A 23,419-nucleotide genomic window follows, 5' to 3' on the forward strand; every position below is an offset into this window, starting at 1 on the left:
GGCCGGGGTATGGCCCTGAAACGCCAAGTTATGGGCGAAAAAGTGACGCCGCTCAGGTGATCTGGCCGTGGCAGTGTTTGAACTTTTTGCCAGAGCCGCAGGGGCAAGGATCGTTCCGGCCCGGGTTGCCCCATGTGGACGGATCGTTCTCGTCAAAACCGGGGGCTGCGGCTTCGGCCTGTTCAGAGGCCTCATCCGCCGCCTCGCTCGCCGCAGCTTGCATCGCGGCCTGACGGGCGGCCATTTCCTGCATCATCTCGCGGCGCTGCTCTTCGCTCATCGGTTGGATCTGGCCCAGCTTCTGGGTCACCTCCTGCCGCAGACTGTCGAGCATCGTCTCGAACAATTGGAAGGCTTCGTTCTTATACTCGTTCAGCGGATCGCGCTGTGCGTAGCTGCGGAAGCCCACGACCGAACGCAGATGTTCGAGCGTCAGCAGGTGGTCGCGCCATTTGGTGTCGATCGCTTGCAACAACAGCTGTTTCTCGATGTTGCGCATGTTCTCTTCGCCAAAGGCTTCGGCCTTCTTGGCCATCAGCTCATCCGTGGCTTTCATCAGACGTTCGCGGATCACCTCGTCATCCACGCCGTCCTCTTCGCACCATGCGATGATCGGCACGTCGACGTTCAACTGTTCGATCACCGCGGCATAGAAACCTTGGGTGTCCCACTGATCGGCATAGGTCTTGGGCGGCATATAGGTGTCGATCAGATCGTCGATTACCTGCTCGCGCATGTCGGTGACGATCTCATTGAGGTTGTCTGCCTCCATGATCTCGCGGCGCTGGCCAAAGATCACCTTGCGCTGCTCGTTCATCACGTCGTCGAACTTCAACAGCTGCTTGCGGATGTCGAAGTTGCGGCCCTCGACCTTCGCCTGCGCCCGCTCCAGCGATTTGTTGACCCATGGGTGCACGATGGCTTCGCCGTCTTTCAGGCCCAGCGTCGTCAGCACTTTCTCAAGCCGTTCCGAGCCGAAGATGCGCATCAGGTCATCTTCGAGCGACAGGAAGAACGAAGTGCGGCCCGGGTCACCCTGACGGCCCGAACGGCCCCGCAGCTGGTTGTCGATGCGACGGCTCTCGTGACGCTCGGAGGCCAGAACGTAGAGACCGCCAGCCTCCAGCACCTTCTGCTTTTCCTCGGCATGCTGCGCTTCGATCTGGGCCCGGATGTTGGCCGGGTCGGCCTCGGGGTCGGCATCCAGCGCGTCGAGCACTTTCAATTCGACGTTGCCACCCAACTGAATATCGGTGCCGCGGCCCGCCATATTGGTGGCGATCGTCACCGCGCCAAGCTTGCCCGCTTCGGCGATGATCTGCGCCTCTTGCTCGTGCTGGCGGGCGTTGAGCACATTGTGCTCGATCCCGGCGGCGGTCAGCATGGCGCTGAGCTGTTCGGACTTCTCGATCGAGGTGGTGCCGACAAGGCAGGGCTGCCCCTTGGCATGGGCCTCTTTGACCCGTTCGATCATCGCCTCGTATTTCTCACGCGCGGTGCGATAGACGGCGTCGTCTTCGTCCACACGGGCGATTGGCACGTTGGTCGGCACTTCGACCACGCCGAGGCCGTAGATCTCGGCGAATTCTTCGGCTTCGGTCAGGGCCGTGCCGGTCATGCCGCCCAGTTTGTCGTAAAGGCGGAAGTAGTTTTGGAAGGTGACGCTGGCGAGGGTCACGTTCTCGGGCTGGATGTCGACGCCTTCCTTGGCTTCAATCGCTTGGTGCAGGCCGTCCGACAGGCGGCGGCCCGGCATCATGCGGCCGGTGAATTCGTCAATCAATGTCACCGCGCCATCACGCACGATGTAATCCTTGTCGCGCTGGAACAGCTTATGCGCGCGCAGGCCTTGGTTGACGTGGTGTACGATGGTCGTGCTTTCGGGATCGTAAAGGGTCATCCCCTCTTCGATCAATTCCCGCGCGCGCAACTGCTCTTCGAGGAACTCATTGCCCTCGTCGGTGAAGGTGACGTTGCGGGTTTTCTCGTCCAGCTCGTAATGCTCATCGGTGAGCGAGGGGATCAGCGCGTCGATGATCTGGTACATCTCGGAACGGTCCTGCGACGGGCCAGAGATAATCAGCGGCGTCCGCGCTTCATCGATCAAAATGCTGTCGACTTCGTCCACGATGGCAAAGTTATGCCCGCGTTGCAGCATGTCCGAGAGGTTCGACTTCATATTGTCGCGCAGGTAGTCGAAGCCCAACTCGTTGTTGGTGGCATAGGTGATGTCGCAAGCATAGGCCGCGCGTTTCTGATCCTCGGGCATGCCGGAATAGGCGACCCCGGTGGTCAGACCGAGCGCGCCAAAAACCTTGCCCATCCATTCGGCGTCACGTTTGGCGAGGTATTCGTTCACGGTCACCACATGAACGCCCTTATGCGTCAGACCGTTGAGATAGGCCGCGAAGGTCGCGGTCAGGGTCTTGCCCTCACCGGTCTTCTGCTCGGCGATATTGCCCTGATGCAGGAAAATGCCGCCCAGAAGCTGGGTGTCAAAGGCGCGTAGACCAAGGGTGCGGCGGGCGGCTTCGCGGCAATTGGCAAAGGCTTCGGGCAGCAGATCGTCAAGGCTTTCTCCCGCCTCGGCCCGTTTGCCCAGTTCCGCGGTGCGCGTTTTGATCTCGTCGTCGCTTAGCTTTTCGAACTCAGGCTCCAGCGCATTGATCCGTGCCACAAGCGGACGGGTCGCCTTGATCTTCCGGTCGTTTGGCGTGCCAAAGACCTTTTTGGCGATTGTTCCGATACCCAGCATGTAATCTCCCGCCGAAGTTATGATGTCTTGCGCCGATCTGGTTGCCGAGCGCCATGGCAGCCCATAGATAGTGGATGAGCCCGCGCCTCTCAGCGCCATAAGGCGATGTAAGGGGCGTGCCATACACTGTCAATGTAGCAGCCCTGCTACGAAGGAAGCGATTGGACCCAACCATGCAAAAACCCCTCACTTTTCTGTCGTCTTTGGCGCTTGCCGCCGCTGTGGCGCTGCCTGTGGCCGCCCAGGACGAACCGGGTCTCGACACGGTTGTTGCCACCGTCAACGACACTGAAATCACGCTTGGCCATATGATCGTCGCCCGCGCGAGCCTGCCTCAGCAGTACCAACAACTGCCCGAGGACGTGCTGTTCAAAGGTCTTCTGGACCAGCTCGTGCAGCAAACGGCCCTCGCCGACAGCTTTACCGGCGAATTGCCGCCGCGTGTGACCCTGTCGCTCGAGAATGAGACCCGCTCGCTCACCGCCGGTGAAGCGATCGAAGGCGTCATGGCCGAGCCGGTCAGCGACGAAGAACTGCAAGCGGCCTATGACGCGCAGTACAAAGATGCCGAGCCTGAGCCAGAGTTCAACGCCTCGCATATCCTTGTCGAAACCAAGGAAGAAGCCGACGCGATCAAAGCAGAACTTGATGGCGGCGCGGACTTTGCCGAGCTTGCCAAAGAGAAATCGACCGGTCCCTCCGGCCCCGGTGGCGGCTCCTTGGGGTGGTTCGGCCCCGGCATGATGGTGCCCGCCTTTGAAGAGGCGGTGACCGGCATGGAAGCTGGCAGCGTGTCCGAGCCGGTGGAAACCCAGTTCGGCTGGCATGTCATCAAGCTGAACGAGACGCGCACCGCCGAAGCCCCCGCGCTGGAAGACGTGCGTGAAGAGCTGGAGACCCAAATCCGCCAGACCAAGGTGCAAGAGGCCATCGAAAGCCTGACCAACTCCGCCGAGGTGGACCGCAGCGCGGCCGAAGGCATCGACCCTTCCGTTCTTAACAACATTGAATGGCTGAACTAACTCATGGCTAAATCCCTGGCTGTCTCGCCGCTCGCCCCGGCCCGTTTTCCCGAACTGCCGGTTATCGACGGCGTGACATTCGCCACCATCGCCGCAGGCGTGCGCTATCAAGGGCGCACCGATGTGATGTTGGCGAAACTGGCGCCGGGCAGCGCCGTGGCGGGGGCGTTCACACGCTCCGCCACCCGCGCGGCCCCGGTGCTGGATTGCCAGGCCAAGATCGGCGGCGCCTCGGACGAAGGCGCCGCCATCGTCGTGAACTCCGGCAACGCCAATGCCTTTACCGGACGGGGCGGCATCGACGCGGTCGAAGCGATCACCGCCGCCGCTGCCGATGCCTGCGGCGTGCCGCAGGCTCGGGTCTTCACCTCCTCCACCGGGGTGATCGGCGAGCCGCTGCCACATGAGCGTATCACTGCCGTATTGGGAGACCTCCACGCGAAACTCGACGCCGCGGGAATCGAAGACGCGGCGCGCGCCATCATGACGACAGACACCTTCCCCAAAGGGGCCAGCGCCAAGGTTGAGATCGACGGCAAAACCGTCTCTATCGCGGGGATCGCCAAGGGCTCGGGCATGATCGCGCCTGATATGGCCACCATGCTGGTCTATATCTTTACCGATGCGGTCCTGGCGACCGACGCGCTGCAACAGCGCCTCTCGATCCATACCGAGACGACATTCAACTGCATCACCGTCGACAGCGACACCTCCACCTCTGATGCTCTGATCATGGCCGCGACAGGCGCCTCCGGTGTCGATGTATCGGGCAACGAGGCATTCGATGCGGCCCTGCGCGACGTGATGATGGACCTCGCACATCAGGTCGTCAAAGACGGCGAAGGCGCGCAGAAATTCGTCGAGGTGGCCGTGACCGGCGCCTCCAATGACAACGAGGCCAAGGTTCATGCCATGGCCATCGCGAACTCCCCCCTGATCAAAACCGCCATCGCCGGCGAAGACCCCAACTGGGGCCGCGTCGTGATGGCCATCGGGAAATCGGGTGCTGCGGCGGACCGTGACCGTTTGTCGATCCGGTTCGGCGATATTGAAGTTGCCCGCGAGGGATGGCGCAGCCCGGACTACTCCGAAGAGGATGCCGCCGCGCATATGAAGGGTCAGAATATCACCATCGGGGTCGATCTGGGCCTTGGTGAGGGGCAGTGCACCGTTTGGACCTGCGACCTGACCCATGGCTATATCGATATCAACGCCGACTATCGGTCCTGAACAGATGAAGACAGTGCTGGTTTCCGCCGCGGCCTTGATCGACATCGATGGCCGCGTGCTCTTGACCCAACGGCCCCAAGGCAAGCCGATGGCGGGCCTTTGGGAGTTTCCGGGCGGCCAGATCGAACCGGGAGAGACACCAGAGGCGGCGCTGATCCGCGAGTTGCACGAGGAACTGGGGATCGAGACATGGGAATCCTGTCTTGCCCCGCTGACCTTTGCCAGCCACAGCTACAGTGATTTCCACCTGCTGATGCCGCTGTTCGCCTGCCGCAAATGGGGCGGCACCCCGGTTTCGCGCGAGGGGCAGACCCTGAAATGGGTGCGCCCGAACGAAATGCGCGCCTATCCGATGCCCGAGGCAGACGTGCCGCTAATATCAATATTGCGTGATTGGCTCTAGCGCAGAGTGGCAGAATTGCACTAGTGAATGGCAATCGCTCAGCATGTTGCGGATTTTTTAACCGAATGCGCATCATCCTGAGGCAGAGTTGTAACATCTGTATGAAAGGGTGCCGACATGTTGAGAACCATCGCAATCGGAAGTTCCATTTACGTTCAGGGTATCTTTGTAAAAATGTTGGCGGGCGGTCGCATGGCCGTTCAGGTCGACGGGAAGATTTTCGAAGGCAGACCTGTCTGAAAAATCTCTTCGGAACGCCTATTGAGGTGAACAAATAGGCGTTCCACCGCGTTTTCCCCGAGCATTTGGCAGGGGAACTTATGTCATCGAAGCGCGCTATCGTCATTCTGAACCGCGGTTCAGGCCGTCAAGACGGTGACCAAGCCGAAAACACGATCCGCTCCGCCTTTGCGCGGCATGAGATCACGGCAGAATTCATTCACATTGACAAACGCAACGACCCCGCCAGCGCAGCGCGTGAGGCGCTGTCTAGTGGCGTTGGGATCATCGCCGTCGCGGGCGGGGATGGCACGATCTCTGGCGTGTCCTCGGCGATGGTGGGCCACGACCGTCCGCTCGGCATCATTCCGCAGGGCACCTTCAACTATTTCGCGCGGTCGATCGGCATTCCCGAGAACCTCGAAGAAGCCGTCGACGTCATCGCCGCTGGTGACAGCCGCCCGCTGCATGTGGCGACGATTAATGGTGAGACCTTTTTGAACAACGCCAGCATCGGCGCATATCCCGCGATCCTCAAGACACGCGAAGGCATCTACCGCCGTTGGGGCCGCAGCCGCATCGCCGCCTATTGGTCAGTGATCAAAGCCTTGATCGGTTTCCGCACCTCGCTCAAACTGACCATCGTGGTGGATGGGAAAGAGACACAGCTGCGCACTCCGCTGGTTTTCGCGGTAAACAACGCCTTCCAGTTGGATCAAATGGGGCTCGACGGGCAAGACTGCATCGCCCGCGGCGATATGGTGCTGCTGGTCGCCCCTGACACCTATCGCTTCGGCCTGCTGCGCCATGCGGTGGCGCTGGCCACGGGCCGCGCGAAGCATCACACGGACTACGAGATGCTCTGCGGGTCCGAGATCGAAATACGCATGAAACAGCGCAAACGCTATGTCGCGCGGGATGGGGAGATCGCGGTGATGCGCGGGCCGTACCGGCTCGCCCGCGCCAGTTCGCCCATTCATATCTACGTGCCGAGCGCGCGCGGAAAGGCCGTAAGATGAGCCGTTTGATCCACCTATCCGACCTGCACTTCGGCAAGGACCGCCCCGACCTTCTGCTGCCTTTGCTGGAAGCCGTAAATGGCTATGACCCCGATCTGGTGATTATTTCGGGCGACCTGACCCAACGCGCCCGGGAAAAGGAGTATCGCGCCGCACGAGCCTTTATCAATCGGATCAACGCCCCGGTGCTGAGCGTGCCGGGCAACCACGATATCCCGCTGCACCGCCCCTTTACCCGGTTCTTGGCTCCTTGGCGCTATTACCGGCGCTGGATCAATCGCGACCTCACCCCGGTCCATGAAGGCGCGGATTTTGTTGCCGTGGGGATCAACACCGTCGACCGGTTCAAATGGCAAACCGGCAAGTTGGGGCTGCGCCGTTTGGGCCGCGCCTGCCGCGCCCTTTCGCGTGGAAGCGAAAAGACCCTGCGCATCGCCGTTTGCCACCATCCGCTGGATCACCCCAATGAGACCCACAAGAAGCCCATCCCCGGCGCGCCACGGGCGCTCAGGCGGCTCTTGGACTGCGGAGCGGACCTGATCCTCTCGGGACATCTGCACATCTGGCACGCGGGCACCTTTGCCCATCCGGCGCCGGAGCACGATGGCCATCTGGCGATCCAGCTACACGCGGGCACCAGCCTGTCTTCGCGCCAACGGGGGGAGCCGAACGATTTTAACCTGATCGATATCTCGCCCCTGCATGTCAATCTGGCGCGGATCAGTTTCGACGACAGCAAAAAGGCCTTCACAAAAGCAGATGCCCGGCAATTTGACCGGGCCTCTGGAGAATTTGTTTTGTAAGCGCTCGGCTTAGGCCAAGGTGCGGGTCACTTCTTCGCGTTCGAAAATCTCGATCACATCGTCGGGACGGATGTCTTCGTAGTTTTCGAATGCCATGCCGCATTCCTGACCGGACTGAACCTCGGGCACCTCGTCTTTGAAGCGCTTGAGTGTCTTCAGCGTGCCTTCGTGGATCACGACGTTGTCGCGCAGCAGACGCACACCGGCGCTGCGGCGGGCGACGCCCTCGGTGACCAGACAGCCTGCGACTTTGCCCACACCAGTGACCTTGAAGACCTCTTTGATATTGGCGTAGCCAATGAAGTTCTCTTTGATCTCGGCGCTGAGCAGGCCGCTTGCAGCCGCTTTGACGTCATCCACAAGGTCATAGATGACCGAATAGTAGCGAATCTCGACGCCTTTCTGGTTGGCCGTGTTCCGGGCCGAGGCATTGGCACGCACGTTGAAGCCCATGATCGGCGCGCCGGAGGCTTCGGCAAGGCCGACATCCGTCTCGGTGATCGCGCCCACACCGGAGTGAAGAACCCGAACGCGGACTTCGTCGTTGCCGATCTTTTCCATCGCCTGAACGATGGCCTCGGCAGAACCTTGCACGTCGGCCTTGACCAAGATCGGCAGCTCGCTGACGTTCTCATCCGCCTTGGCGTTGGCCATCAGCTGTTCCAGCGTGGTGGCCGCACCGGCAGCGGCGCGTTTGTCCTTGGCGGCCTGTGCGCGATACTCGGCAATCTCACGGGCCTGCGCTTCGGTCTCGGTCACGTTCAATACGTCACCGGCCTCGGGCGTGCCGTTGATGCCCAGCACCTCGACCGGAACCGAAGGCCCGGCTTCTTTGACGCGCTCGCCTTGGTCGTTGATCAGCGCACGAACCTTACCGTACTGCTCACCCACGACGAAGATATCACCCTGACGCAGCGTGCCGTTCTGAACCAGCACAGTCGCGACGGGGCCCCGGCCCACGTCAAGCTGCGCTTCGATCACCGCACCCACGGCGGCCCGGTTCGGGTTCGCCTTGAGTTCGAGGATTTCCGACTGCAGCGCAATGGCTTCGAGCAGATCGTCCAGACCTTGACCCGTGGCCGCCGAAACTTCGACATCTTGCACGTCGCCCGACATCTTCTCGACGATGACTTCGTGCTGAAGCAGATCGGTACGGACCTTGTCGGCATTGGCGGCGGGTTTGTCGATCTTGTTGATCGCCACGATCATCGGCACTTTGGCCGCTTTCGCGTGGGCAATCGCTTCGACCGTCTGCGGCATCACGGCGTCATCCGCCGCGACCACCAGAACCACGATATCCGTCACCTGAGCCCCGCGCGAGCGCATGGAGGTGAAGGCCGCGTGACCCGGCGTGTCGAGGAAGGACAGCACGGTGCCATTGTCGGTTTTCACCTGATAGGCGCCGATGTGCTGGGTGATGCCACCGGCTTCGCCCGCCACAACTTTGGCGTTGCGGATCGCGTCCAGCAGCGAGGTTTTGCCGTGGTCGACGTGGCCCATGATCGTGATGACCGGGGGACGCGATTGCAGATCCTTCGGATCGTCCTCAACCTCTTTGATGACATCTTCGACATCGGCGTCGGAAACGCGCACCACTTTGTGGCCGAATTCCTCGATGATCAGCTCGGCTGTATCGGCATCGATGGTTTCGTTCTGGGTCACCATCAGGCCGTTTTGCATCAGCGCCTTGACCACCGCGCCGGTCTTCTCGGCCATACGGTTGGCGAGTTCAGAGACCACGATGGCGGGCGGCAGTTGCACGTCACGCACGATCTTTTCACGCTCGACCTGACCACCCATGGCCTTTTGACGCGCACGTTCCTGCTTGCGCTTCATCTGCGCCATGGAGCGCTGACGGCCACCTTCGCCACCGGCAAGTGCCTGATTGACGGTCAGCTTGCCCGCGCGGCGGCTGTCGCCACCTTTGCTGCGCTTCTTGGTGTCGTCGCGGTCACGGTCGGTGGTTTTGCGCGGCGTGGCGGCGGGCGCAGGTTTGTTGCCCGGCTCGCGTGCAGCGGCAGGTTCCGGCGCGGGGGCAGCAGCCGCCGCTTCGGCCTCTGCCTTGCGACGGGCGTCTTCCTCGGCCTTGGCCTTGAGGCTTTCTTCGCGCTCACGCTCTTCGCGCTCTTTGGCCTCAAGCTCGGCCCGGCGACGCTCACGCTCTTCGGCGCGGGCTTTTTCTTCGGCTTCACGCTGCGCGGCTTCCTCGGCCTCACGGGCCTTGGCGGCCTGAACGGCCTTCAGACGGCGCTCCATCTCGGCATCGGTGATGCCTGCGGGGCGCTTCTTGGGATCGCCAATCGGCCCGGCGCCCGGACCTGTTGATTTCTGGCCACCCGGTTTGGGCACCACAACACGTTTGCGCTTGGTTTCGACCACAACGTTTTTGGTACGCCCGTGGCTAAAGCTTTGCTTTACGTTCCCCGGACGTGCGCCACCGCGCAGACCCAATGTTTTCTTGCCGTCACTATCGCTCATGAAGCTCGTCTATCCTTTCGGATGGCCGTTGCCACCCTCGTTTACGCGCACGCCTTTAAGTCTACCGGCTTCCTCTACAACACGTTGCGTGAGTCCACCAGAGGCGAGCGCCCCATGTATCACAGTTTGGCGACCGAATGCCAAACCCAATTCATCGGCTGTCAACCAACCGATGTAATGACCATAGTGTGGGGTGCTCAGCTTGGACTTGCCGCGCCCTGACCCGTCTACGGCCTGTATCAATACTTCGGCCTCTTCGGTTTGCAACCAACCCTTGACCTTTTCGTAACCGGCGACCGCCTTGCCCGCCTTGCGCTGGAGCGAGATCAACTCGACCACCCGACGCGCCAACTGCTGCTCGACCTCGTCGACCAGCCCGTCGGGCAGGGTGACCGGCTGTTTCGCCGAGCGGGAAAAGGCCTTTTTCTTGATGGCCAATTCCAGCGCCGCACGATCCGCCGCGACATAGATGCCCCGGCCCGGCAGTTTACCCAGAATATCCGGGTAAACCTGATTGTCCGGGCCGATCACGAAACGGATCAACCCGTGTTTCGGCTGCACCTCGCCCGTGGCGATGCACTTGCGTTCCGCACCGTCTGAGCGGTCTTTCGAGGCGCCACCGCGTCCCATGTGCAACCCCCGAGGCCCGATTAGGCCTCGGCCTCCTCGGCGGTTTCGCCGTCTGTTTCTACGTCGTCTTCTTCCGCGTCGCCCTCAAGCTCGGCCGGGTCGACCCAGCCCAGCATGACGCGGGCGGTCATGATCATGGCCTGCGCATCTTCAAGGCTAACATCGAAGGGCTCAAGCGCGCCGTCGTCTTTGACACGCTCGCCATTGACCGTGGTCCAGCCGCCAGCCAGTTCCCAATCGGCACAGGTGGCGAAATCTTCCAGCGTTTTGACATCGTCTTTGGCCAGCGCTTCTATCATTTGGGGGGTCAGCCCCTCAAATTCAACCAGACTGTCTTCGACACCCAGTGCGCGGGCGTTATCAAGCGCCGCCTTGTTCTGCGCTTCAAGCACGTCACGGGCGCGGGCCTGCAACTCACCCGCCGTGTCTTCGTCCACACCGTCGATGACCAACAGTTCGTCAACTTCGACATAGGCCACTTCTTCGAGGTTGGTGAAACCTTCGGAGACCAGAAGCTGGGCGAAGAATTCGTCGAGATCGAGGTTGTCCATGAACAGCTTGGTGCGCAGTTCGAACTCGGCCTGACGGCGCTGGCTTTCCTGCTCTTCGGTCATGATGTCGATGTCGAGACCGGTCAACTGGCTGGCCAGACGCACGTTTTGACCACGGCGACCAATGGCGAGCGACAGCTGCTCTTCGGGCACGACGACTTCGATCTTGCCGGCTTCTTCGTCCAGAACCACTTTCGACACTTCCGCGGGCTGAAGCGCGTTCACGAGGAAGGTGGGCTGGTCTTCGTTCCACGGAATGATGTCGATCTTCTCGCCCTGAAGCTCGTTCACCACGGCCTGCACGCGGCTGCCGCGCATACCAACGCAGGCACCCACGGGGTCGATGGAGCCGTCATGCGAGATCACGGCGATCTTGGCGCGCGAACCGGGGTCGCGGGCGACCGCTTTGATCTCGATGATGCCGTCATAGATCTCCGGCACTTCCATCTTGAACAACTCGGCCATGAATTCAGGCGCGGTGCGGCTCAGGAAAATCTGCGGGCCGCGCTGCTCGCGGCGCACATCCTTGATGTAGACGCGGATGCGGTCGTTCGGGCGATAGCTTTCGCGGCCGATCTTCTCGTTCCGGCGCAGGATCGCTTCGCCAGCGCCCACGTCGACGATGACGTTGCCATATTCCTCGCGCTTGACCAGACCGTTGATGATGGTGCCGGCGCGGTCTTTGAACTCTTCGTACTGGCGGTCACGCTCGGCTTCGCGGACCTTTTGCAAGATCACCTGCTTGGCCGACTGCGCCGCGATACGGCCCATTTCAACCGGGGGCACTTCCTCGACGAAAGTATCGCCAACCTTGGGATCGGCCATATACTGCTTGGCCTGCTCCACGGTGAACTCGGCCTGATAGTTCTCAAGCTCATCATCCTCGACCACGGTGCGGACGCGGGTAAAGGTGGCCTTGCCGGTCTTGCGGTCGATGTCGACGCGGATGTCCATCTCGGCGCCATAGCGGGACTTGGCGGCGCGGGCGAGGGATTCCTCCATCGCTTCGACGACCAGACCGGGGTCGATCATCTTCTCGCGCGCCACCGCCTCGGCGGTTTGCAACAGCTCAAGCTGGTTTGCAGATGTAATGGCCATTAGGTGTCTCCCTCAGCAGACTCTTCAGTCTCGATATCATCAAAATCGGTTTCGTCGATCGCACCAGACGCTTTGCGCTGGCGGAGCATTTCCTTGATCAGGTCGTCGGTCAGCACCAGCTTGGCATCGCTGAGCCAGTCGAATTGCAACCCGATGGTGCCTTCTTCGACATTGATCAGCACTTCGCCACCCTCGACGCCAGCCAACTCACCCTTGAAGCGGCGGCGGCCGTCGATCAGATCGGTCGTCTCGATCTTGGCCTCATAGCCTTCGAAAGCGTCAAAATCCTTAAGCCGCGTCAACGGGCGGTCGATGCCGGGGCTGGAGACCTCAAGCGAATATTCGTCGAGGATCGGGTCTTCGACATCCAGCACAGCGCCGATGGCCTGCGAGATCTTGGCGCATTCATCCACCTCGATCCCGCCCTCGGGCCGGTCGGCCATGACTTGCAGGGTGGTGGACTTTCCCGACATCAGGCGCACGCGCACCAGTTCAAAGCCCATATCCTCGATCACCGGGGTGATGATCTCGGCCAGGCGGCGGTCGATGGCGGCTTTGGCGATCAGGTCATTCGACATGAGACATCCATTTTCACTGGGCACAAAAAAACGGGCGCGCGGCCCGTTCACGAATTCGGTGGAGCCTTCGGTTTGGACCCGGAAGCGCCGCTGTTGAAGGGGATATAGGCCGAATGCGGCGAAACTGCAACCCCTCTCAGCCGAACCACCACCGCTCGGGCGCGCGCAGGTTGTCCATAGGCGCTTGCCGTCCGGGGTTCGGGGGCTGACGCAGATCGCCCGACAATGCGCTGACCCCGCCTGCGCTGTCGGCCTGAAGGGTCACATCCCCCCGGTCGCGGTAACGGGGCCGCGCGGGTAAATCCGCTGCATCAACAAGCCCTTCGCTCAGCGCCTGCGCCCGCACTTCTCGGGCGGGGATCGAGACCAGTTCGACCGTATCGAACCACCCGGCGGTGCCGTCCTTGTAATGCGTCTCTACCCGTTCGGCCAAAACCTGACGCCCGGCGGAAAAGCGCCGCAGACGGTAAAGCCCGGTGCCGATCCCGGCCTCGGGCGCATGAGCGGGGCGGATCACATAGCGCAATTGCGCCAGCAGCAGCGGCAGGTCGGGATTCGCCGCCGCCAATGTGACCTGCACGCGCAGATCGTCCTGAACCGTGACCTCGGCACCCGTTAGCGGACCACGCAGACTGGCCACTACATCGCGGGCGGTCAGGGGGTGACCATCGTGAAAACGCACATCGGGGCGCAGATCGAACTGCCACTGCCGCGCGCCATCGCTGGCCTGCCAAGCCACCGCCAACTCGCCCTTGAGGATGCCATTGCCGGTAACCTCGGTCAGCGTGTCAAAGATCATGCCCTGACGCGCGACCTGCATGAAGAGCCCATCGCCATCGACCCAAGTATCCTCTCGCGTGGCGCCCGACAGCGCCAGCCGCAAACGACCGCCGCGCCGGGGTGGCTCCCCCGCGCTCGCACCTGTCGCGGCCAGCAGGGCCGCCGCCGCACCGCTGGTGAAAAGCGCGCGGCGATCCAGCAGAGAGTTGCGCCCGCTCATCGCTGCCCGATCCTATCCATCGTGCGCACCAATTCGGCACTGATCCCCGGCTCCGACAGGGCGTGGCCCGCATCCCGGATCATCCGCAGGTCGGCATTGGGCCAGCGTTCGGCCAGCGCATAGGCGCCCGAAGGGGGGCAGATCATGTCATAGCGCCCCTGCACAATGACCCCCGGGATATGCGCGATCCGCCCCATATGTTCGAGGATCTGCCCGTCAAATTCCAAAAAGCCGTTATTGGTGAAATAATGGTTCTCCAACCGCGAAAAGGCCCGTGCATAGGCGGATGGACCGCCATGGGACACGCCATCGGAATGCACCGAGGCAAGCGCGTTCTCCCAAGCGGCCCAGGCGCGGCCATAGTCCTGCTCGACCCGCAAATCACCCGAGAACAGCCGCCGGTGATAGGCCGCGATCAGATCGTCCCGCTCGTCTTCGGGGATCAGGTTTACGAAACGCGCCCAAAGCTCTGGCCAGAACCGTCCGGCCCCACCACCGTAGAACCAATCAAGCTCGGCCTGCGTCATCAAAAAGACGCCGCGCAGGATCAGATGGCGCACCGCTTCGGGGTGCGCTTGGGCATAGATCAGCGACAGCGTCGCCCCCCAAGAGCCGCCGAAAACCATCCATTTGTCGATGCCGAGGGTGGTGCGAATCAGTTCGATATCCGCGACCAGATGCCATGTCGTGTTGTCCGTGACCGAGGCGTGCGGGGTGGAGCGCCCGCAGCCGCGCTGATCGAACAGCACCACGCGGTAAACCTTAGGGTCGAAATACCGCCGCATCGCCGGGCTGCAACCGCCGCCGGGGCCGCCATGCAGCACCACGACGGGAATGCCTTCGGGGTTGCCGCATTGCTCGACATAGACCTGATGCCCCTGTCCTACGGACAACATCCGCTGGTCGAAAGGCTCAACCGGCGGATAAAGATGCGGCGCGCCGCGTTTTTGGTCGGGATACTTGTCCATTGCCGCCCTATATAGTCATTGAACCCAAAAGAGCACAGGGAGATCAGAATGCAAGCGGATCAATCAACCATCGACCCCGCCGAGATCGCCAAATTCGAAGCCATGGCCGCCGAATGGTGGGATCTGAACGGCAAGTTCAAACCGCTGCACATGCTGAACCCCTGCCGGTTGGACTATATCACCAGCCAGATCGCGGGGGAGTTCGACCGCGATCTGACGGCCCCCACCCCCTTCGCGGGGCTGCGCATCCTCGACATCGGCTGCGGCGGCGGGTTGCTGTCCGAACCGATGGCGCGGCTTGGGGCCGATGTGGTAGGCGCGGATGCGGCGGCGGGCAACATCCCCGTGGCGCAGATCCACGCGCAGCAATCGGGGCTGGAGATCGACTACCGCCACACCACCGCCGAAGCCATGGCCGATGCCGGTGAGAAATTCGACGTGGTGCTGAACATGGAGGTGGTCGAACATGTCGCCTCTCCCATCGACTACCTGATCGCCTGCCGCCGCCTGCTGAAACCCGGCGGGCTGCACATCTGTTCGACCCTGAACCGCAACCCGAAGTCCTTTATGATGGCGATTGTCGGGGCCGAGCATGTGATGCGCTGGCTGCCCAAGGGCACCCATGACTGGAACAAGTTCATCACCCCGGACGAGCTTTACGATCTTTTGAGCCGCGCCGGGCTGGAGCCGGTGGACCGCAAGGGTTTCGTCTTTAACCCCGTCGCATGGTCGTGGCGCCTGTCTGATCGGGATTTGAGCGTGAACTACGTTACAGCCAGCCTTAATCCGGGCCTCAACCCTGGCTCAACTGACGCCTGAGCGCGCGCAGGATCGGGAGCGTGGCGCGGACCTGTTCCTCGCCAAGCTCCCCCACCACGTTCGAGATCATCGGCGTGATCGCATTCACCGCCGCATCCCGTGCCTGCCGCCCGGCGGGGCTGATCGCGACCATCTTGCGCCGCGCGTCGTCCCAATCGGGGCGGATATGGACGTAACCGGCCCACTCCAGTTTGCTCAGCGTATTGGTCATCGCCCCGCGCGTGACGTTGAATGTCTCGGCCAATTGCGCGGGCGAGCGTTCGCCGCCGTGCCACGACAAGCTGTTCAGCACCGAGAAATGCGAAATCTCCATGCCCCGCGGCAGCACCCGTGTCAGGCGGCTGCGCACCGATTGGTCGGCGGCCAGCAATTCTCCGAACAACATGATCGCAAGGGTATTTTTATCGTCGGTCATTTTCGGTCCGGTCAGGGCGCGGCAAAGGGGCGGCGGTTGGCAAGGCTGGGCACTTTGGCGCGGGCCTTGTCACATTCTTCCATGTCCATGTCACAAAAGTAAACGCCGGGGGCCGTTCCGGCATCCAACACCACCTCCCCCCAAGGGGCCACGACCAGCGAATGGCCATAGGTGTCGCGGGTCTTATGCCCGGTGCTGGCATGGGTGCCCGTTTGGGCCGGGGCCAGCACATAGCAGCCATTCTCGATCGCCCGTGCCCGCAGCAGACTGTGCCAATGCGCGGCCCCGGTGACTGGAGAGAAGGCCGCAGGCATGGTCAGGATACGCGCGCCCGCCTCGGCCAAGGCTTGATAGAGCGCCGGAAAACGCATGTCATAGCAGATCGACATGCCGATCTTGCCAAAAGGCGTCTCGGCCAGCACGGCCTTGTCGCCGGGGCGATAGCCCGCGGACTCGCGGTAGCTTTCGGTCTCGTTGATATCCACGTCGAACATGTGGATTTTGTCGTAACGCGCGACGATCTCCCCCTGCGGGGAAATCAGGAAAGACCGATTGGCAAAGCGCCCGTCGCCCCCGCGCGTTTTCAGCCCGAGCGAGCCGATCAGCAGCCAGATGCCCGCCTTTGCCGCTTCTTCGCGCAGGGCTGCGAGGGTGGCATCGTCTTCCTCATAGGCCAGCACCGACTGTTGGTGAGACCGGCTGGTGCTGACGCAATTCGTCACCTCGGGGGTCAAGACAAACTCGGCCCCGCCCGCCACGGCCGCGTGCAGCAGGGCGCGGGTCTCGACCAGGTTGGCGGCGGGGTCGTCCGAGACGTTGAGTTGCAGCAGCGCGATTTTCATCTGTCGCTCAGCAATGCGTCCAGCTTGCCGGCACGGTCCAGCGCATAAAGCTCATCGCAGCCACCGACATGCACATCGCCGATGAAAATCTGCGGCACGGTGCGGGCACCGCCGGCGCGCTGGATCATCTCTTTCTTACGCTCTGGTTCCGACAGCACATCGACTTCGTCAAAGGCCGCGCCCTTCTGGGTCAGCAGGCGTTTGGCGGAATGGCAAAAACCGCAGAGCGGCGACGTGTAGATTTCGACAGGTTGCATAGGATCACCCTTTGAACAGTTAACGTTGCCCAGTGATCTAGGTCTCTTTGGCCACGCGCGCCAGTGCCAGCACGAAAACCGGGCCAGACCCGGCAGCCAGACAGGCCTGCGTGCAGGCGGTCAATGTGGCGCCGGAGGTAAAGACATCGTCCACCAAGATCACCGGTCGCGTAGTGATACGGTGCCGCCGCCGCGGATGCACGCGGATCGCCTGCTCCAAGACGCGATACCGGGCTGCACGGCCCAAACCCTCCAACGAGGGCGTACGCCGGACCCGCTGCAACAGATCGGGACACCAGCGGAGCCCGGTTTCCGCCGAGAGCGCCTTGGCCAGCAAAGCCGATTGATTGTACCGCCGTTTCAGCAAGCGGAGCCAATGCAGCGGCACCGGCGCGATCAACGCCTCTTGCGGCAAGATGCCCTGCGCCGCTTGCGCCATCCAACGCGCGGCAGGGCGGGCGATCTCTTGCCGGTCGCCATGCTTGAGCGCCAGAACCAGCCTGCGCCCCATATCACGATAGATAAGCGCCACGCGCCCCTGCGCCCAAGGCCGCGGCGTGGCGAGACAGGCATCACAATGGGGTGAGCCCACATCCCCGCCACCCGGCAGGGGCAGCCCGCAGGCATCGCAGACCGTCCCCCCGATAAAGGCCGTATCCCGCCAGCAAGCGCCGCAGAGCCCGAAATCCGCATCGACAAGCCCCCCGCATCCCAGACAGCGCGGCGGATAGATAAGCGACACTGCTGTTTGAAGTCCCCGTGGCGGCATTCTATGTGTTCCCCATGACAGCACAGCCCACCCTGACCGACCCCAAGGCCCTCGCCCAGCACCGCGCCCGCGCGACGGCGCGGGGCATGCTCCTGCAACAGGCAGCCGCCGCTGAGGTTCAGGATCGGCTCAGTTTGGTTAAGAAAACGTTTACCGCACCGGCCATCGTGACCGGCTTCCCCCAAGTCTGGGCAGAGGCCTTCCCGAAGGCCAAGATCGTCGCCGAGGCCGAGGTGCTCGCGCTGGAACCGCAGGCGCATGATCTGGTGATCCACGCCATGGGGCTGCATTGGGCGAATGACCCCATTGGCCAGTTGATCCAGTGTCGCCGTGCGCTGCGCCCTGACGGGCTGTTGCAGGCCGTGTCGCTTGGCGGGCAAACCCTGCATGAGCTGCGCGCCTGCCTTGGGCAGGCCGAAGCCGAAGTGACCGGCGGCCTGTCGCCCCGTATCGCCCCGATGGGCGAGTTGCGCGATCTGGGCGCGCTGCTGCAACGCGCAGGGCTGGCCCTGCCCGTGGCCGACAGCCAACCGCTGACAGTTGAATACGAAGACGCATGGGCCCTGATGCGCGATCTGCGCGAGATGGGAGAGACCAACGCCCTGCAAGCCCGCCTGCGCCGCCCCACGGGCCGCGCCGTGCTGACCCGCGCGGCCGAGCTTTACGCCACGCATTTCACCGCCGCCTCGGGCCGGATCACGGCGACCTTCGACATGATCTTTCTTGCCGGTTGGGCGCCGGACGAAAGCCAGCAGAAACCGCTGCGCCCCGGATCGGCGCAGCAACGGCTGGCAGATGCGCTGAATAGTCGCGAGGAACCCCTCCCCGATTGACCCAATCGGCAAAGCGGCTATCTCTGCGCGGATCATATGCGAGGAAACCCCCATGCAGGCAGCCCAGCCCCAATCCGCTCAAGCCGACGCCACCCGGCCCGAACACGGCCCCAGCGATCACCCCAAAGTCCCGCGTCCCAAGGTTGGTGTTCTGCTCGCCAACCTTGGCACGCCGGACGGCTATGACTATTGGTCGATGCGCCGTTACCTGAGCGAGTTCCTCTCGGACCGCCGGGTGATCGACTACAGCCCGTGGAAATGGCAACCGCTGTTGCAGACGGTGATCCTCACCAAACGCCCTTTCGCGAGCGGCGCGGCCTATAAATCCATTTGGAACGAGGCCGAGAACGAAAGCCCGCTGGCCACGATCACCAAATCGCAAACCGCCAAGATCAAGGCGGTGATCGAAGCGCGCTACGGGGCCGATGTGATGGTCGATTACGCCATGCGCTATGGCAACCCTTCGACCCGTTCCAAGGTCGAGGCGATGGTCGCCGCCGGATGCCAGAAGATATTGTTTTTCCCGCTTTATCCGCAATATGCCGGGGCCACCACGGCGACGGCGAATGACGCTTTCTTTGCCGCTCTGGCGAAAGAAAAATGGCAACCCGCCTCGCGCACCGTGGCCCCCTATTTCGACCGGCCCGACTATATCGAAGCGCTGGCGCAATCGGTCGAACGGGCCTATGCCGCCAAGGACAAGAAGCCGGACCTGCTGGTCTGCTCCTACCACGGTCTGCCGCAGCGCTATCTGATGGAGGGTGACCCCTACCATTGCCAATGTCAGAAAACGACGCGCCTGCTGAAAGAACGGCTAGGCTGGGACGACAGCGAGATCATCACGACCTTCCAATCGCAATTCGGCCCCGAAGAATGGTTGCAGCCCTATACCGTCGAAGAAGTCGCGCGTCAGGCCAAGGCGGGCAAGAAAAGCATCGCCATCTGCGCGCCTGCCTTCTCAGCCGATTGCATCGAAACGCTGGAAGAGATCAACGAAGAGATCAAGGAAAGCTTTGAAGAGGCAGGTGGCGAGGATTTCACATATATTCCCTGCCTGAACGACGATACGGCGCATATCGAAACGCTGACCACGATCATCAGTGAAAATCTGGCCGGCTGGGTCTAATCCCGCTTTGGGGTCGCGCCGGCGGCCCCTTTTCAGAACCTTGCGCAGAATACAAAAAAGGCGGTGCATTGCACCGCCTTTTCCGTTTGATCGTCAGTTCCGATTAGTCGGAAGCAACAGCTGCGGCAACCAGAGCCAGCAGGATCAGGGGAACCAGGATGCCCGAGGACGAACCTGTTGTTTCTTCCACGATGACCGGTGCTTCGACGATCGGCTCGGCCAGCGAACCAGCAAAAGCAGTCGATGCAGCAGCGGACAGAGCAGCGGCGAGAACGAGTTTCTTCATAACATAACCTCCAGAATAGGCGTGCTGTATCATATACATACACGCACCCAAGACTTACCTCGTAATCCTGTTCTAAACAGTATCGGCAAAAGTTTGCAAACCCGGAATCAGCTATTGCATCAAGGAATCAGGGGGATGTCGTCAAATTAGCAACACCTGTGTGCCGACCTTTGTCAGGGCAAAAAGTTCGGCGATATGTTCGTTGTAGAGCCCGATGCAACCATTGGAAGACTTACGTCCAATTTTTCTTGTGTCGTGGGTTCCGTGGATACGATAGTAGGTCCAGCTGAGGTACAGCGCATGGGTGCCCAGAGGGTTGTCCGGGCCTGGGCCGACATAGGGCGGCCATTCGGGATTGCGCTTGAGCATGGAGGGCGTCGGACGCCAGCTTGGCCCCTCGACCTTTTTGATAACACGGGTCCGGCCACGGCGGGTGAGGTCTTCGGTCAGCGGCACCGAGGAGGGGTAAAGTTTGTAAACGCTCTGATCCTCGGACCAGTAGTGCACCGCCCGGCTGTCGATATCGACCAGCACCGCACCATTGCGCGTGTTGCTGAAATAGGGGCGCCAATCCAGCATCCGGAAGCTCGAGACATTGCGCTTGACCGCTTCGGTCAGATCACGCTCCGTCTCGGTCGTGGCGGTGGAGTTGAAGGAAGAGGTGCTTTGCGCCAGCGCGGGTGCGGCGAGCATCGCGGCGCTGCCAGCAAGGAAGCCACGGCGGCTCTTGATCGAAAAACGGGGAGCGGACATGGAGCGTCTCCAAAACTGTAATTATGCTAATTAATGCCACTTATATGGCTCGAAAGACGCAGTTTCAATTGAAACCGGGGCCGCACGGCAGAGTCATGCCTATGTGCGTTTGAACTGCAACGCGCCCCGATGTAAGGCAGAAAAAACTTCATTGCGTGGAGCGCTCATATGATCCGTATCCTGTCCATTCTGCTGGCGCTGACGGTTGCGCTGGCTGCCTGTACCCCCGCCAGTACGACCGGCGGCAAAGCCGGCGGTTCCTACCGCATCAGCCGCTCCGACGCGGGTACGATCCAGTTCCGCATGCTCGATTCCGTCAACGCGCTGCGCAGCTCTGCCGGGGTGACGCCGCTGGCGCTGGATGCCAAGCTGAACGCCGCTGCCGCGACCCATTCGCGCGACATGTCGGTGCAAAACCGCCCTTGGCATTTCGGCTCCGACGGCTCCTCGCCCATCGATCGCATCCAGCGTGTGGGCTATACCGGCGGTTTGGTCGGTGAGGTGATCTCGGAAACCTATGAGACCGAGCTTGAGACCCTCGCCGCATGGATGGAACAACCTGACACGCGCCGCATTCTGATGGCCCCCGATGGCCGCCGGATGGGCTTTTCCTGGTATCAGGAAAACGGTGGCAAGATCTGGTGGACGCTGGTCGTCGGCAACTAATCTCTGCCTGATTAACCGACCGATCCGGCCCCTGCGGGGGCCGGTGTCGTTTTGAACGATGCTTAGGGCGTGATCAGGATCGGCGTGCCGTCGCGCACCATCGCGTAGACATCTTCAATTTCCTTGTTGGTGACCGCGATACAGCCCCAAGTCCAATCGTGCTTTTCCTTCTTCCGCGGGTCTTTCTGCCCGTGGATAAAGATATCGCCACCGGGGCTTTTGCCCATGGCGCGCGCATTCTCGATATCGCGGGCGTTCGGGTAGTCGATCCCGACGGAAAGGTGGAAACGGCTGTTCGGGTTGCGCCGGTCGATTCGGTACAGCCCTTCGGGCGTGCGCCCATCCCCCTCAAAGGCTTTGTGACCCACCGGAGCAAAGCCCAGCCTGATCGGGTAATCCTCTAACACACGGTTATGGTGCAACAGCATCATGCGGCGTTGGCTTTTATTCACAACCACATAGGTCACTTCGGGACCGTTGTAGCGTTTGAATTTGCTGCTGCTGCACGCGCCAAGCGCCACCATAGCGGTGCCGCCAAGTATCATTGTCCTGCGTTTCATCACTGTGCCCTCAACGCCCTGGCCATTCCGGCCCTTTTTATTCGCGTTACCATAGAGAGGGATTAATTTCACTCAAAAAGCTGTGAGCCACAGTGCCAAATCGGCCCGTGGCTCAGCTTTCAGGCAGGGTCAGACAGGCGGCGAGTTCCACATGGGACGACCAGCGGAATTGGTCCACCACCTGCACCCACTCCAACCGATAGCCCGCCGCGACCATGTTCTGCACATCGCGGGCAAAGCTCACCGGATTGCAGGAGACATAGGCCACGCGCGGCACCGCGGCGCGGATGATCTCGGCCACCTGCGCCTCCGCCCCCGCGCGCGGCGGGTCGAGCACAACGGCGTCGATCTTGGCCAGTTCATCCGGAAGGAGCGGTCGGCGAAACAGGTCGCGCGCCTCGGCGGTGAGGGGTTTGGCCCCCTTGGCCCGACGCCAGCCGCCTTCCAGTGCCGCGATCATCTCGGCATCGCCCTCCACCGCATGCACCCGCGCCTGCTGCGCCAGGGGCAAGGCAAAGGTGCCACAACCTGCGAAAAGATCGGCCACGACCTCGGCATCGCCCAGGGCATCCTTGACCGCATCGAGCAAGGCCGCTTCGCCATGGCGGGTCGCCTGCAAGAAAGCGCCCGGCGGCGGCGTGACCGGCGCCCCGCCAAAGCGCTGTACGGGCGACGCGCGCATCGCGATCACCTCGCCATCCCATGTCAAACGGGCCAGCGCCAGCGCCTCACATGCCTGTGCCAATTGCTGCCGCAGCGGCCCGTCCAGCGGTTTGCCATTGGCGACAGAGACATCGAGCCCCTCTTCCGACAGGGTCACGGTGACGGCCAATTCGGCCTTTCGGCTGGTGCCGATCAGCGCGAGTTCTTCGGCGACCTTCAGCCCCGGCAGCAAGGCAGGATCGACCAACTGACAGCCCGGCACCTCGATCAATACGTCAGAGGCGCGGCCATGAAAGCCCGCCATGGCACCCTTTTTCGTCCGCCGTGCGGCAAATGTCGCCCGACGGCGCGATTGCGCGGGGGAGGTTTGGATGGGGCGAAATTCTGTCTCTAACCCATGAGCCGAAAGCGCATTGCGCACCACATCGACCTTCCACGCCGCCACGAAATCATCCGCGGCATGTTGCAGCTGGCAGCCGCCGCAGGATCTGAAATGGCGACAGGGCGGCGCGACCCGCTGGTCGGAGGGGGTGACGATCCGCACATCGCGAAGCTGCTGCCCATCGACAACGCCGGTGACGGTTTCCCCCGGCAGGGTCATCGGGGCAAAGATCGGACCTTCGGCGATGCCATCGCCGTGGTGGCCGAGACGCAAGATTTCATGTTCTGTCATAGC

Annotated in this window: 24 protein-coding genes; 9 read left to right on the plus strand and 15 right to left on the minus strand. The window is 62.0% G+C overall.

The window, feature by feature from the left end; all coding sequences use genetic code 11:
* Positions 1 to 52: 52 nt before the first annotated feature.
* Complete coding sequence (gene secA, locus ACGYK7_RS00960; protein WP_394398166.1) at positions 53 to 2,755, minus strand: preprotein translocase subunit SecA; 2,703 nt, start codon at positions 2,753 to 2,755, stop codon at positions 53 to 55.
* A 173-nt stretch (positions 2,756 to 2,928) separates the two neighbouring features.
* On the opposite strand from secA, the gene ACGYK7_RS00965 reads away from it, so the two are divergent.
* The 5 genes from ACGYK7_RS00965 (at position 2,929) to ACGYK7_RS00985 (ending at position 7,451) form a co-directional block, all read left to right on the plus strand.
* Entirely contained in the window at positions 2,929 to 3,777 is an 849-nt protein-coding gene (locus tag ACGYK7_RS00965; protein WP_394398168.1) for a peptidylprolyl isomerase, read from the plus strand.
* Between the two features lie 3 nt (positions 3,778 to 3,780).
* Entirely contained in the window at positions 3,781 to 5,007 is a 1,227-nt protein-coding gene (gene argJ, locus ACGYK7_RS00970; RefSeq protein ID WP_394398170.1) for a bifunctional glutamate N-acetyltransferase/amino-acid acetyltransferase ArgJ, read from the plus strand.
* 4 nt (positions 5,008 to 5,011) lie between these two features.
* The gene (locus ACGYK7_RS00975) at positions 5,012 to 5,410 is read left to right on the plus strand and encodes a (deoxy)nucleoside triphosphate pyrophosphohydrolase (RefSeq protein ID WP_394398172.1); all 399 of its coding nucleotides are present in this window, start codon (positions 5,012 to 5,014) and stop codon (positions 5,408 to 5,410) included.
* 320 nt (positions 5,411 to 5,730) lie between these two features.
* A complete protein-coding gene (locus tag ACGYK7_RS00980) occupies positions 5,731 to 6,648 on the plus strand; it encodes a diacylglycerol/lipid kinase family protein (protein ID WP_394398174.1) in 918 nt (305 codons plus the stop codon).
* Positions 6,645 to 7,451, plus strand: a complete 807-nt coding sequence (locus ACGYK7_RS00985; protein ID WP_394398176.1) for a metallophosphoesterase family protein — start codon at positions 6,645 to 6,647, stop codon at positions 7,449 to 7,451. Before ACGYK7_RS00980 ends, ACGYK7_RS00985 begins: the two co-directional genes overlap by 4 nt.
* A gap of 9 nt (positions 7,452 to 7,460) precedes the next feature.
* Here the strand turns inward: ACGYK7_RS00985 and infB are convergent, their stop codons facing one another.
* The 6 genes from infB to pip all read right to left on the minus strand — a co-directional run bounded on the left by infB (position 7,461) and on the right by pip (position 14,754).
* Positions 7,461 to 9,929, minus strand: a complete 2,469-nt coding sequence (infB, locus tag ACGYK7_RS00990; protein WP_394398178.1) for a translation initiation factor IF-2 — start codon at positions 9,927 to 9,929, stop codon at positions 7,461 to 7,463.
* Positions 9,930 to 9,938: 9 nt separating this feature from the next.
* A complete protein-coding gene (locus ACGYK7_RS00995; protein WP_394398180.1) occupies positions 9,939 to 10,559 on the minus strand; it encodes an RNA-binding protein in 621 nt (206 codons plus the stop codon).
* A 20-nt stretch (positions 10,560 to 10,579) separates the two neighbouring features.
* Positions 10,580 to 12,208: a transcription termination factor NusA gene (gene nusA / locus ACGYK7_RS01000; protein ID WP_394398182.1), complete on the minus strand. Its 1,629-nt coding sequence runs from the start codon at positions 12,206 to 12,208 to the stop codon at positions 10,580 to 10,582.
* Positions 12,208 to 12,786, minus strand: coding sequence for a ribosome maturation factor RimP (gene rimP, locus ACGYK7_RS01005; RefSeq protein ID WP_394398184.1), 579 nt, complete (start codon positions 12,784 to 12,786; stop codon positions 12,208 to 12,210). The genes nusA and rimP overlap by 1 nt, the downstream gene beginning before the upstream one ends.
* Positions 12,787 to 12,922: 136 nt before the next feature.
* On the minus strand, positions 12,923 to 13,786 hold the full coding sequence (locus tag ACGYK7_RS01010; RefSeq protein ID WP_394398186.1) for an ABC transporter substrate-binding protein: 864 nt from the start codon (positions 13,784 to 13,786) through the stop codon (positions 12,923 to 12,925).
* Positions 13,783 to 14,754 carry a prolyl aminopeptidase gene (gene pip, locus ACGYK7_RS01015; RefSeq protein WP_394398188.1) on the minus strand — a complete coding sequence of 324 codons (972 nt, stop codon included), beginning with the start codon at positions 14,752 to 14,754 and terminating at the stop codon, positions 13,783 to 13,785. The genes ACGYK7_RS01010 and pip overlap by 4 nt, the downstream gene beginning before the upstream one ends.
* A gap of 48 nt (positions 14,755 to 14,802) precedes the next feature.
* Between pip and ubiG the strand changes: the two genes are divergently transcribed.
* A complete protein-coding gene (gene ubiG, locus ACGYK7_RS01020; RefSeq protein WP_394398190.1) occupies positions 14,803 to 15,573 on the plus strand; it encodes a bifunctional 2-polyprenyl-6-hydroxyphenol methylase/3-demethylubiquinol 3-O-methyltransferase UbiG in 771 nt (256 codons plus the stop codon).
* Here the strand turns inward: ubiG and ACGYK7_RS01025 are convergent.
* From ACGYK7_RS01025 to ACGYK7_RS01040, 4 genes are read right to left on the minus strand one after another with little or no spacing between them, the layout of a single operon-like run.
* Complete coding sequence (locus ACGYK7_RS01025) at positions 15,548 to 15,988, minus strand: MarR family winged helix-turn-helix transcriptional regulator (RefSeq protein WP_067265366.1); 441 nt, start codon at positions 15,986 to 15,988, stop codon at positions 15,548 to 15,550. The two genes, ubiG and ACGYK7_RS01025, sit on opposite strands and share 26 nt — an antisense overlap.
* Positions 15,989 to 15,999: 11 nt before the next feature.
* The gene (locus ACGYK7_RS01030; RefSeq protein ID WP_394398192.1) at positions 16,000 to 16,830 is read right to left on the minus strand and encodes a carbon-nitrogen hydrolase family protein; all 831 of its coding nucleotides are present in this window, start codon (positions 16,828 to 16,830) and stop codon (positions 16,000 to 16,002) included.
* Entirely contained in the window at positions 16,827 to 17,087 is a 261-nt protein-coding gene (gene grxC, locus ACGYK7_RS01035; protein WP_067265371.1) for a glutaredoxin 3, read from the minus strand. The genes ACGYK7_RS01030 and grxC overlap by 4 nt, the downstream gene beginning before the upstream one ends.
* A 37-nt stretch (positions 17,088 to 17,124) precedes the next feature.
* Entirely contained in the window at positions 17,125 to 17,856 is a 732-nt protein-coding gene (locus ACGYK7_RS01040; RefSeq protein WP_394398194.1) for a ComF family protein, read from the minus strand.
* A gap of 14 nt (positions 17,857 to 17,870) precedes the next feature.
* Here ACGYK7_RS01040 and ACGYK7_RS01045 point away from each other — a divergent pair, with 14 nt between their 5' ends.
* Both ACGYK7_RS01045 and hemH read left to right on the plus strand, forming a co-directional pair.
* The gene (locus ACGYK7_RS01045; RefSeq protein ID WP_394398196.1) at positions 17,871 to 18,689 is read left to right on the plus strand and encodes a methyltransferase domain-containing protein; all 819 of its coding nucleotides are present in this window, start codon (positions 17,871 to 17,873) and stop codon (positions 18,687 to 18,689) included.
* Positions 18,690 to 18,741: 52 nt separating this feature from the next.
* Positions 18,742 to 19,815 (plus strand): ferrochelatase, encoded by a 1,074-nt coding sequence (gene hemH, locus ACGYK7_RS01050; protein ID WP_394398198.1) that lies wholly within the window; start codon positions 18,742 to 18,744, stop codon positions 19,813 to 19,815.
* 103 nt (positions 19,816 to 19,918) lie between these two features.
* On the opposite strand, the gene ACGYK7_RS01055 is transcribed toward hemH, so the two are convergent.
* Both ACGYK7_RS01055 and ACGYK7_RS01060 read right to left on the minus strand, forming a co-directional pair.
* A complete protein-coding gene (locus tag ACGYK7_RS01055) occupies positions 19,919 to 20,101 on the minus strand; it encodes a hypothetical protein (RefSeq protein WP_067261136.1) in 183 nt (60 codons plus the stop codon).
* A 141-nt stretch (positions 20,102 to 20,242) separates the two neighbouring features.
* Positions 20,243 to 20,854: a L,D-transpeptidase gene (locus ACGYK7_RS01060; RefSeq protein ID WP_394398200.1), complete on the minus strand. Its 612-nt coding sequence runs from the start codon at positions 20,852 to 20,854 to the stop codon at positions 20,243 to 20,245.
* A gap of 168 nt (positions 20,855 to 21,022) precedes the next feature.
* Here ACGYK7_RS01060 and ACGYK7_RS01065 point away from each other — a divergent pair, with 168 nt between their 5' ends.
* The gene (locus tag ACGYK7_RS01065; protein WP_394398202.1) at positions 21,023 to 21,520 is read left to right on the plus strand and encodes a CAP domain-containing protein; all 498 of its coding nucleotides are present in this window, start codon (positions 21,023 to 21,025) and stop codon (positions 21,518 to 21,520) included.
* A 62-nt stretch (positions 21,521 to 21,582) separates the two neighbouring features.
* Here ACGYK7_RS01065 and ACGYK7_RS01070 read toward each other — a convergent pair whose 3' ends face one another.
* Both ACGYK7_RS01070 and ACGYK7_RS01075 read right to left on the minus strand, forming a co-directional pair.
* Positions 21,583 to 22,080, minus strand: a complete 498-nt coding sequence (locus ACGYK7_RS01070) for a murein L,D-transpeptidase family protein (protein ID WP_394398204.1) — start codon at positions 22,078 to 22,080, stop codon at positions 21,583 to 21,585.
* A gap of 112 nt (positions 22,081 to 22,192) precedes the next feature.
* Positions 22,193 to 23,416, minus strand: a complete 1,224-nt coding sequence (locus ACGYK7_RS01075) for a class I SAM-dependent RNA methyltransferase (protein WP_394398206.1) — start codon at positions 23,414 to 23,416, stop codon at positions 22,193 to 22,195.
* Positions 23,417 to 23,419 lie beyond the last annotated feature (3 nt).

The sequence above is a fragment of the Sulfitobacter sp. 1A15299 genome (genome assembly GCF_043556915.1).
GTDB lineage: Bacteria > Pseudomonadota > Alphaproteobacteria > Rhodobacterales > Rhodobacteraceae > Sulfitobacter.

Excerpts from the sequence above, each read along its gene's own strand:
- argJ (WP_394398170.1), top strand. The coding sequence starts at position 3,781 with ATGGCTAAATCCCTGGCTGTCTCGCCGCTCGCCCCGGCCCGTTTTCCC.
- ACGYK7_RS00965 (WP_394398168.1), top strand. The coding sequence starts at position 2,929 with ATGCAAAAACCCCTCACTTTTCTGTCGTCTTTGGCGCTTGCCGCCGCT.
- ACGYK7_RS01045 (WP_394398196.1), top strand. The coding sequence starts at position 17,871 with ATGACAGCACAGCCCACCCTGACCGACCCCAAGGCCCTCGCCCAGCAC.
- secA (WP_394398166.1), bottom strand. The coding sequence starts at position 2,755 with ATGCTGGGTATCGGAACAATCGCCAAAAAGGTCTTTGGCACGCCAAAC.
- ACGYK7_RS01060 (WP_394398200.1), bottom strand. The coding sequence starts at position 20,854 with ATGTCCGCTCCCCGTTTTTCGATCAAGAGCCGCCGTGGCTTCCTTGCT.
- ACGYK7_RS00985 (WP_394398176.1), top strand. The coding sequence starts at position 6,645 with ATGAGCCGTTTGATCCACCTATCCGACCTGCACTTCGGCAAGGACCGC.
- ACGYK7_RS01030 (WP_394398192.1), bottom strand. The coding sequence starts at position 16,830 with ATGAAAATCGCGCTGCTGCAACTCAACGTCTCGGACGACCCCGCCGCC.
- ubiG (WP_394398190.1), top strand. The coding sequence starts at position 14,803 with ATGCAAGCGGATCAATCAACCATCGACCCCGCCGAGATCGCCAAATTC.
- ACGYK7_RS01040 (WP_394398194.1), bottom strand. The coding sequence starts at position 17,856 with ATGCCGCCACGGGGACTTCAAACAGCAGTGTCGCTTATCTATCCGCCG.
- hemH (WP_394398198.1), top strand. The coding sequence starts at position 18,742 with ATGCAGGCAGCCCAGCCCCAATCCGCTCAAGCCGACGCCACCCGGCCC.
- ACGYK7_RS00980 (WP_394398174.1), top strand. The coding sequence starts at position 5,731 with ATGTCATCGAAGCGCGCTATCGTCATTCTGAACCGCGGTTCAGGCCGT.
- infB (WP_394398178.1), bottom strand. The coding sequence starts at position 9,929 with ATGAGCGATAGTGACGGCAAGAAAACATTGGGTCTGCGCGGTGGCGCA.
- grxC (WP_067265371.1), bottom strand. The coding sequence starts at position 17,087 with ATGCAACCTGTCGAAATCTACACGTCGCCGCTCTGCGGTTTTTGCCAT.
- pip (WP_394398188.1), bottom strand. The coding sequence starts at position 14,754 with ATGGACAAGTATCCCGACCAAAAACGCGGCGCGCCGCATCTTTATCCG.
- ACGYK7_RS00995 (WP_394398180.1), bottom strand. The coding sequence starts at position 10,559 with ATGGGACGCGGTGGCGCCTCGAAAGACCGCTCAGACGGTGCGGAACGC.
- ACGYK7_RS01025 (WP_067265366.1), bottom strand. The coding sequence starts at position 15,988 with ATGACCGACGATAAAAATACCCTTGCGATCATGTTGTTCGGAGAATTG.
- ACGYK7_RS01075 (WP_394398206.1), bottom strand. The coding sequence starts at position 23,416 with ATGACAGAACATGAAATCTTGCGTCTCGGCCACCACGGCGATGGCATC.
- nusA (WP_394398182.1), bottom strand. The coding sequence starts at position 12,208 with ATGGCCATTACATCTGCAAACCAGCTTGAGCTGTTGCAAACCGCCGAG.
- ACGYK7_RS01070 (WP_394398204.1), bottom strand. The coding sequence starts at position 22,080 with ATGAAACGCAGGACAATGATACTTGGCGGCACCGCTATGGTGGCGCTT.
- ACGYK7_RS01065 (WP_394398202.1), top strand. The coding sequence starts at position 21,023 with ATGATCCGTATCCTGTCCATTCTGCTGGCGCTGACGGTTGCGCTGGCT.
- ACGYK7_RS01010 (WP_394398186.1), bottom strand. The coding sequence starts at position 13,786 with ATGAGCGGGCGCAACTCTCTGCTGGATCGCCGCGCGCTTTTCACCAGC.
- ACGYK7_RS00975 (WP_394398172.1), top strand. The coding sequence starts at position 5,012 with ATGAAGACAGTGCTGGTTTCCGCCGCGGCCTTGATCGACATCGATGGC.
- ACGYK7_RS01055 (WP_067261136.1), bottom strand. The coding sequence starts at position 20,101 with ATGAAGAAACTCGTTCTCGCCGCTGCTCTGTCCGCTGCTGCATCGACT.
- rimP (WP_394398184.1), bottom strand. The coding sequence starts at position 12,786 with ATGTCGAATGACCTGATCGCCAAAGCCGCCATCGACCGCCGCCTGGCC.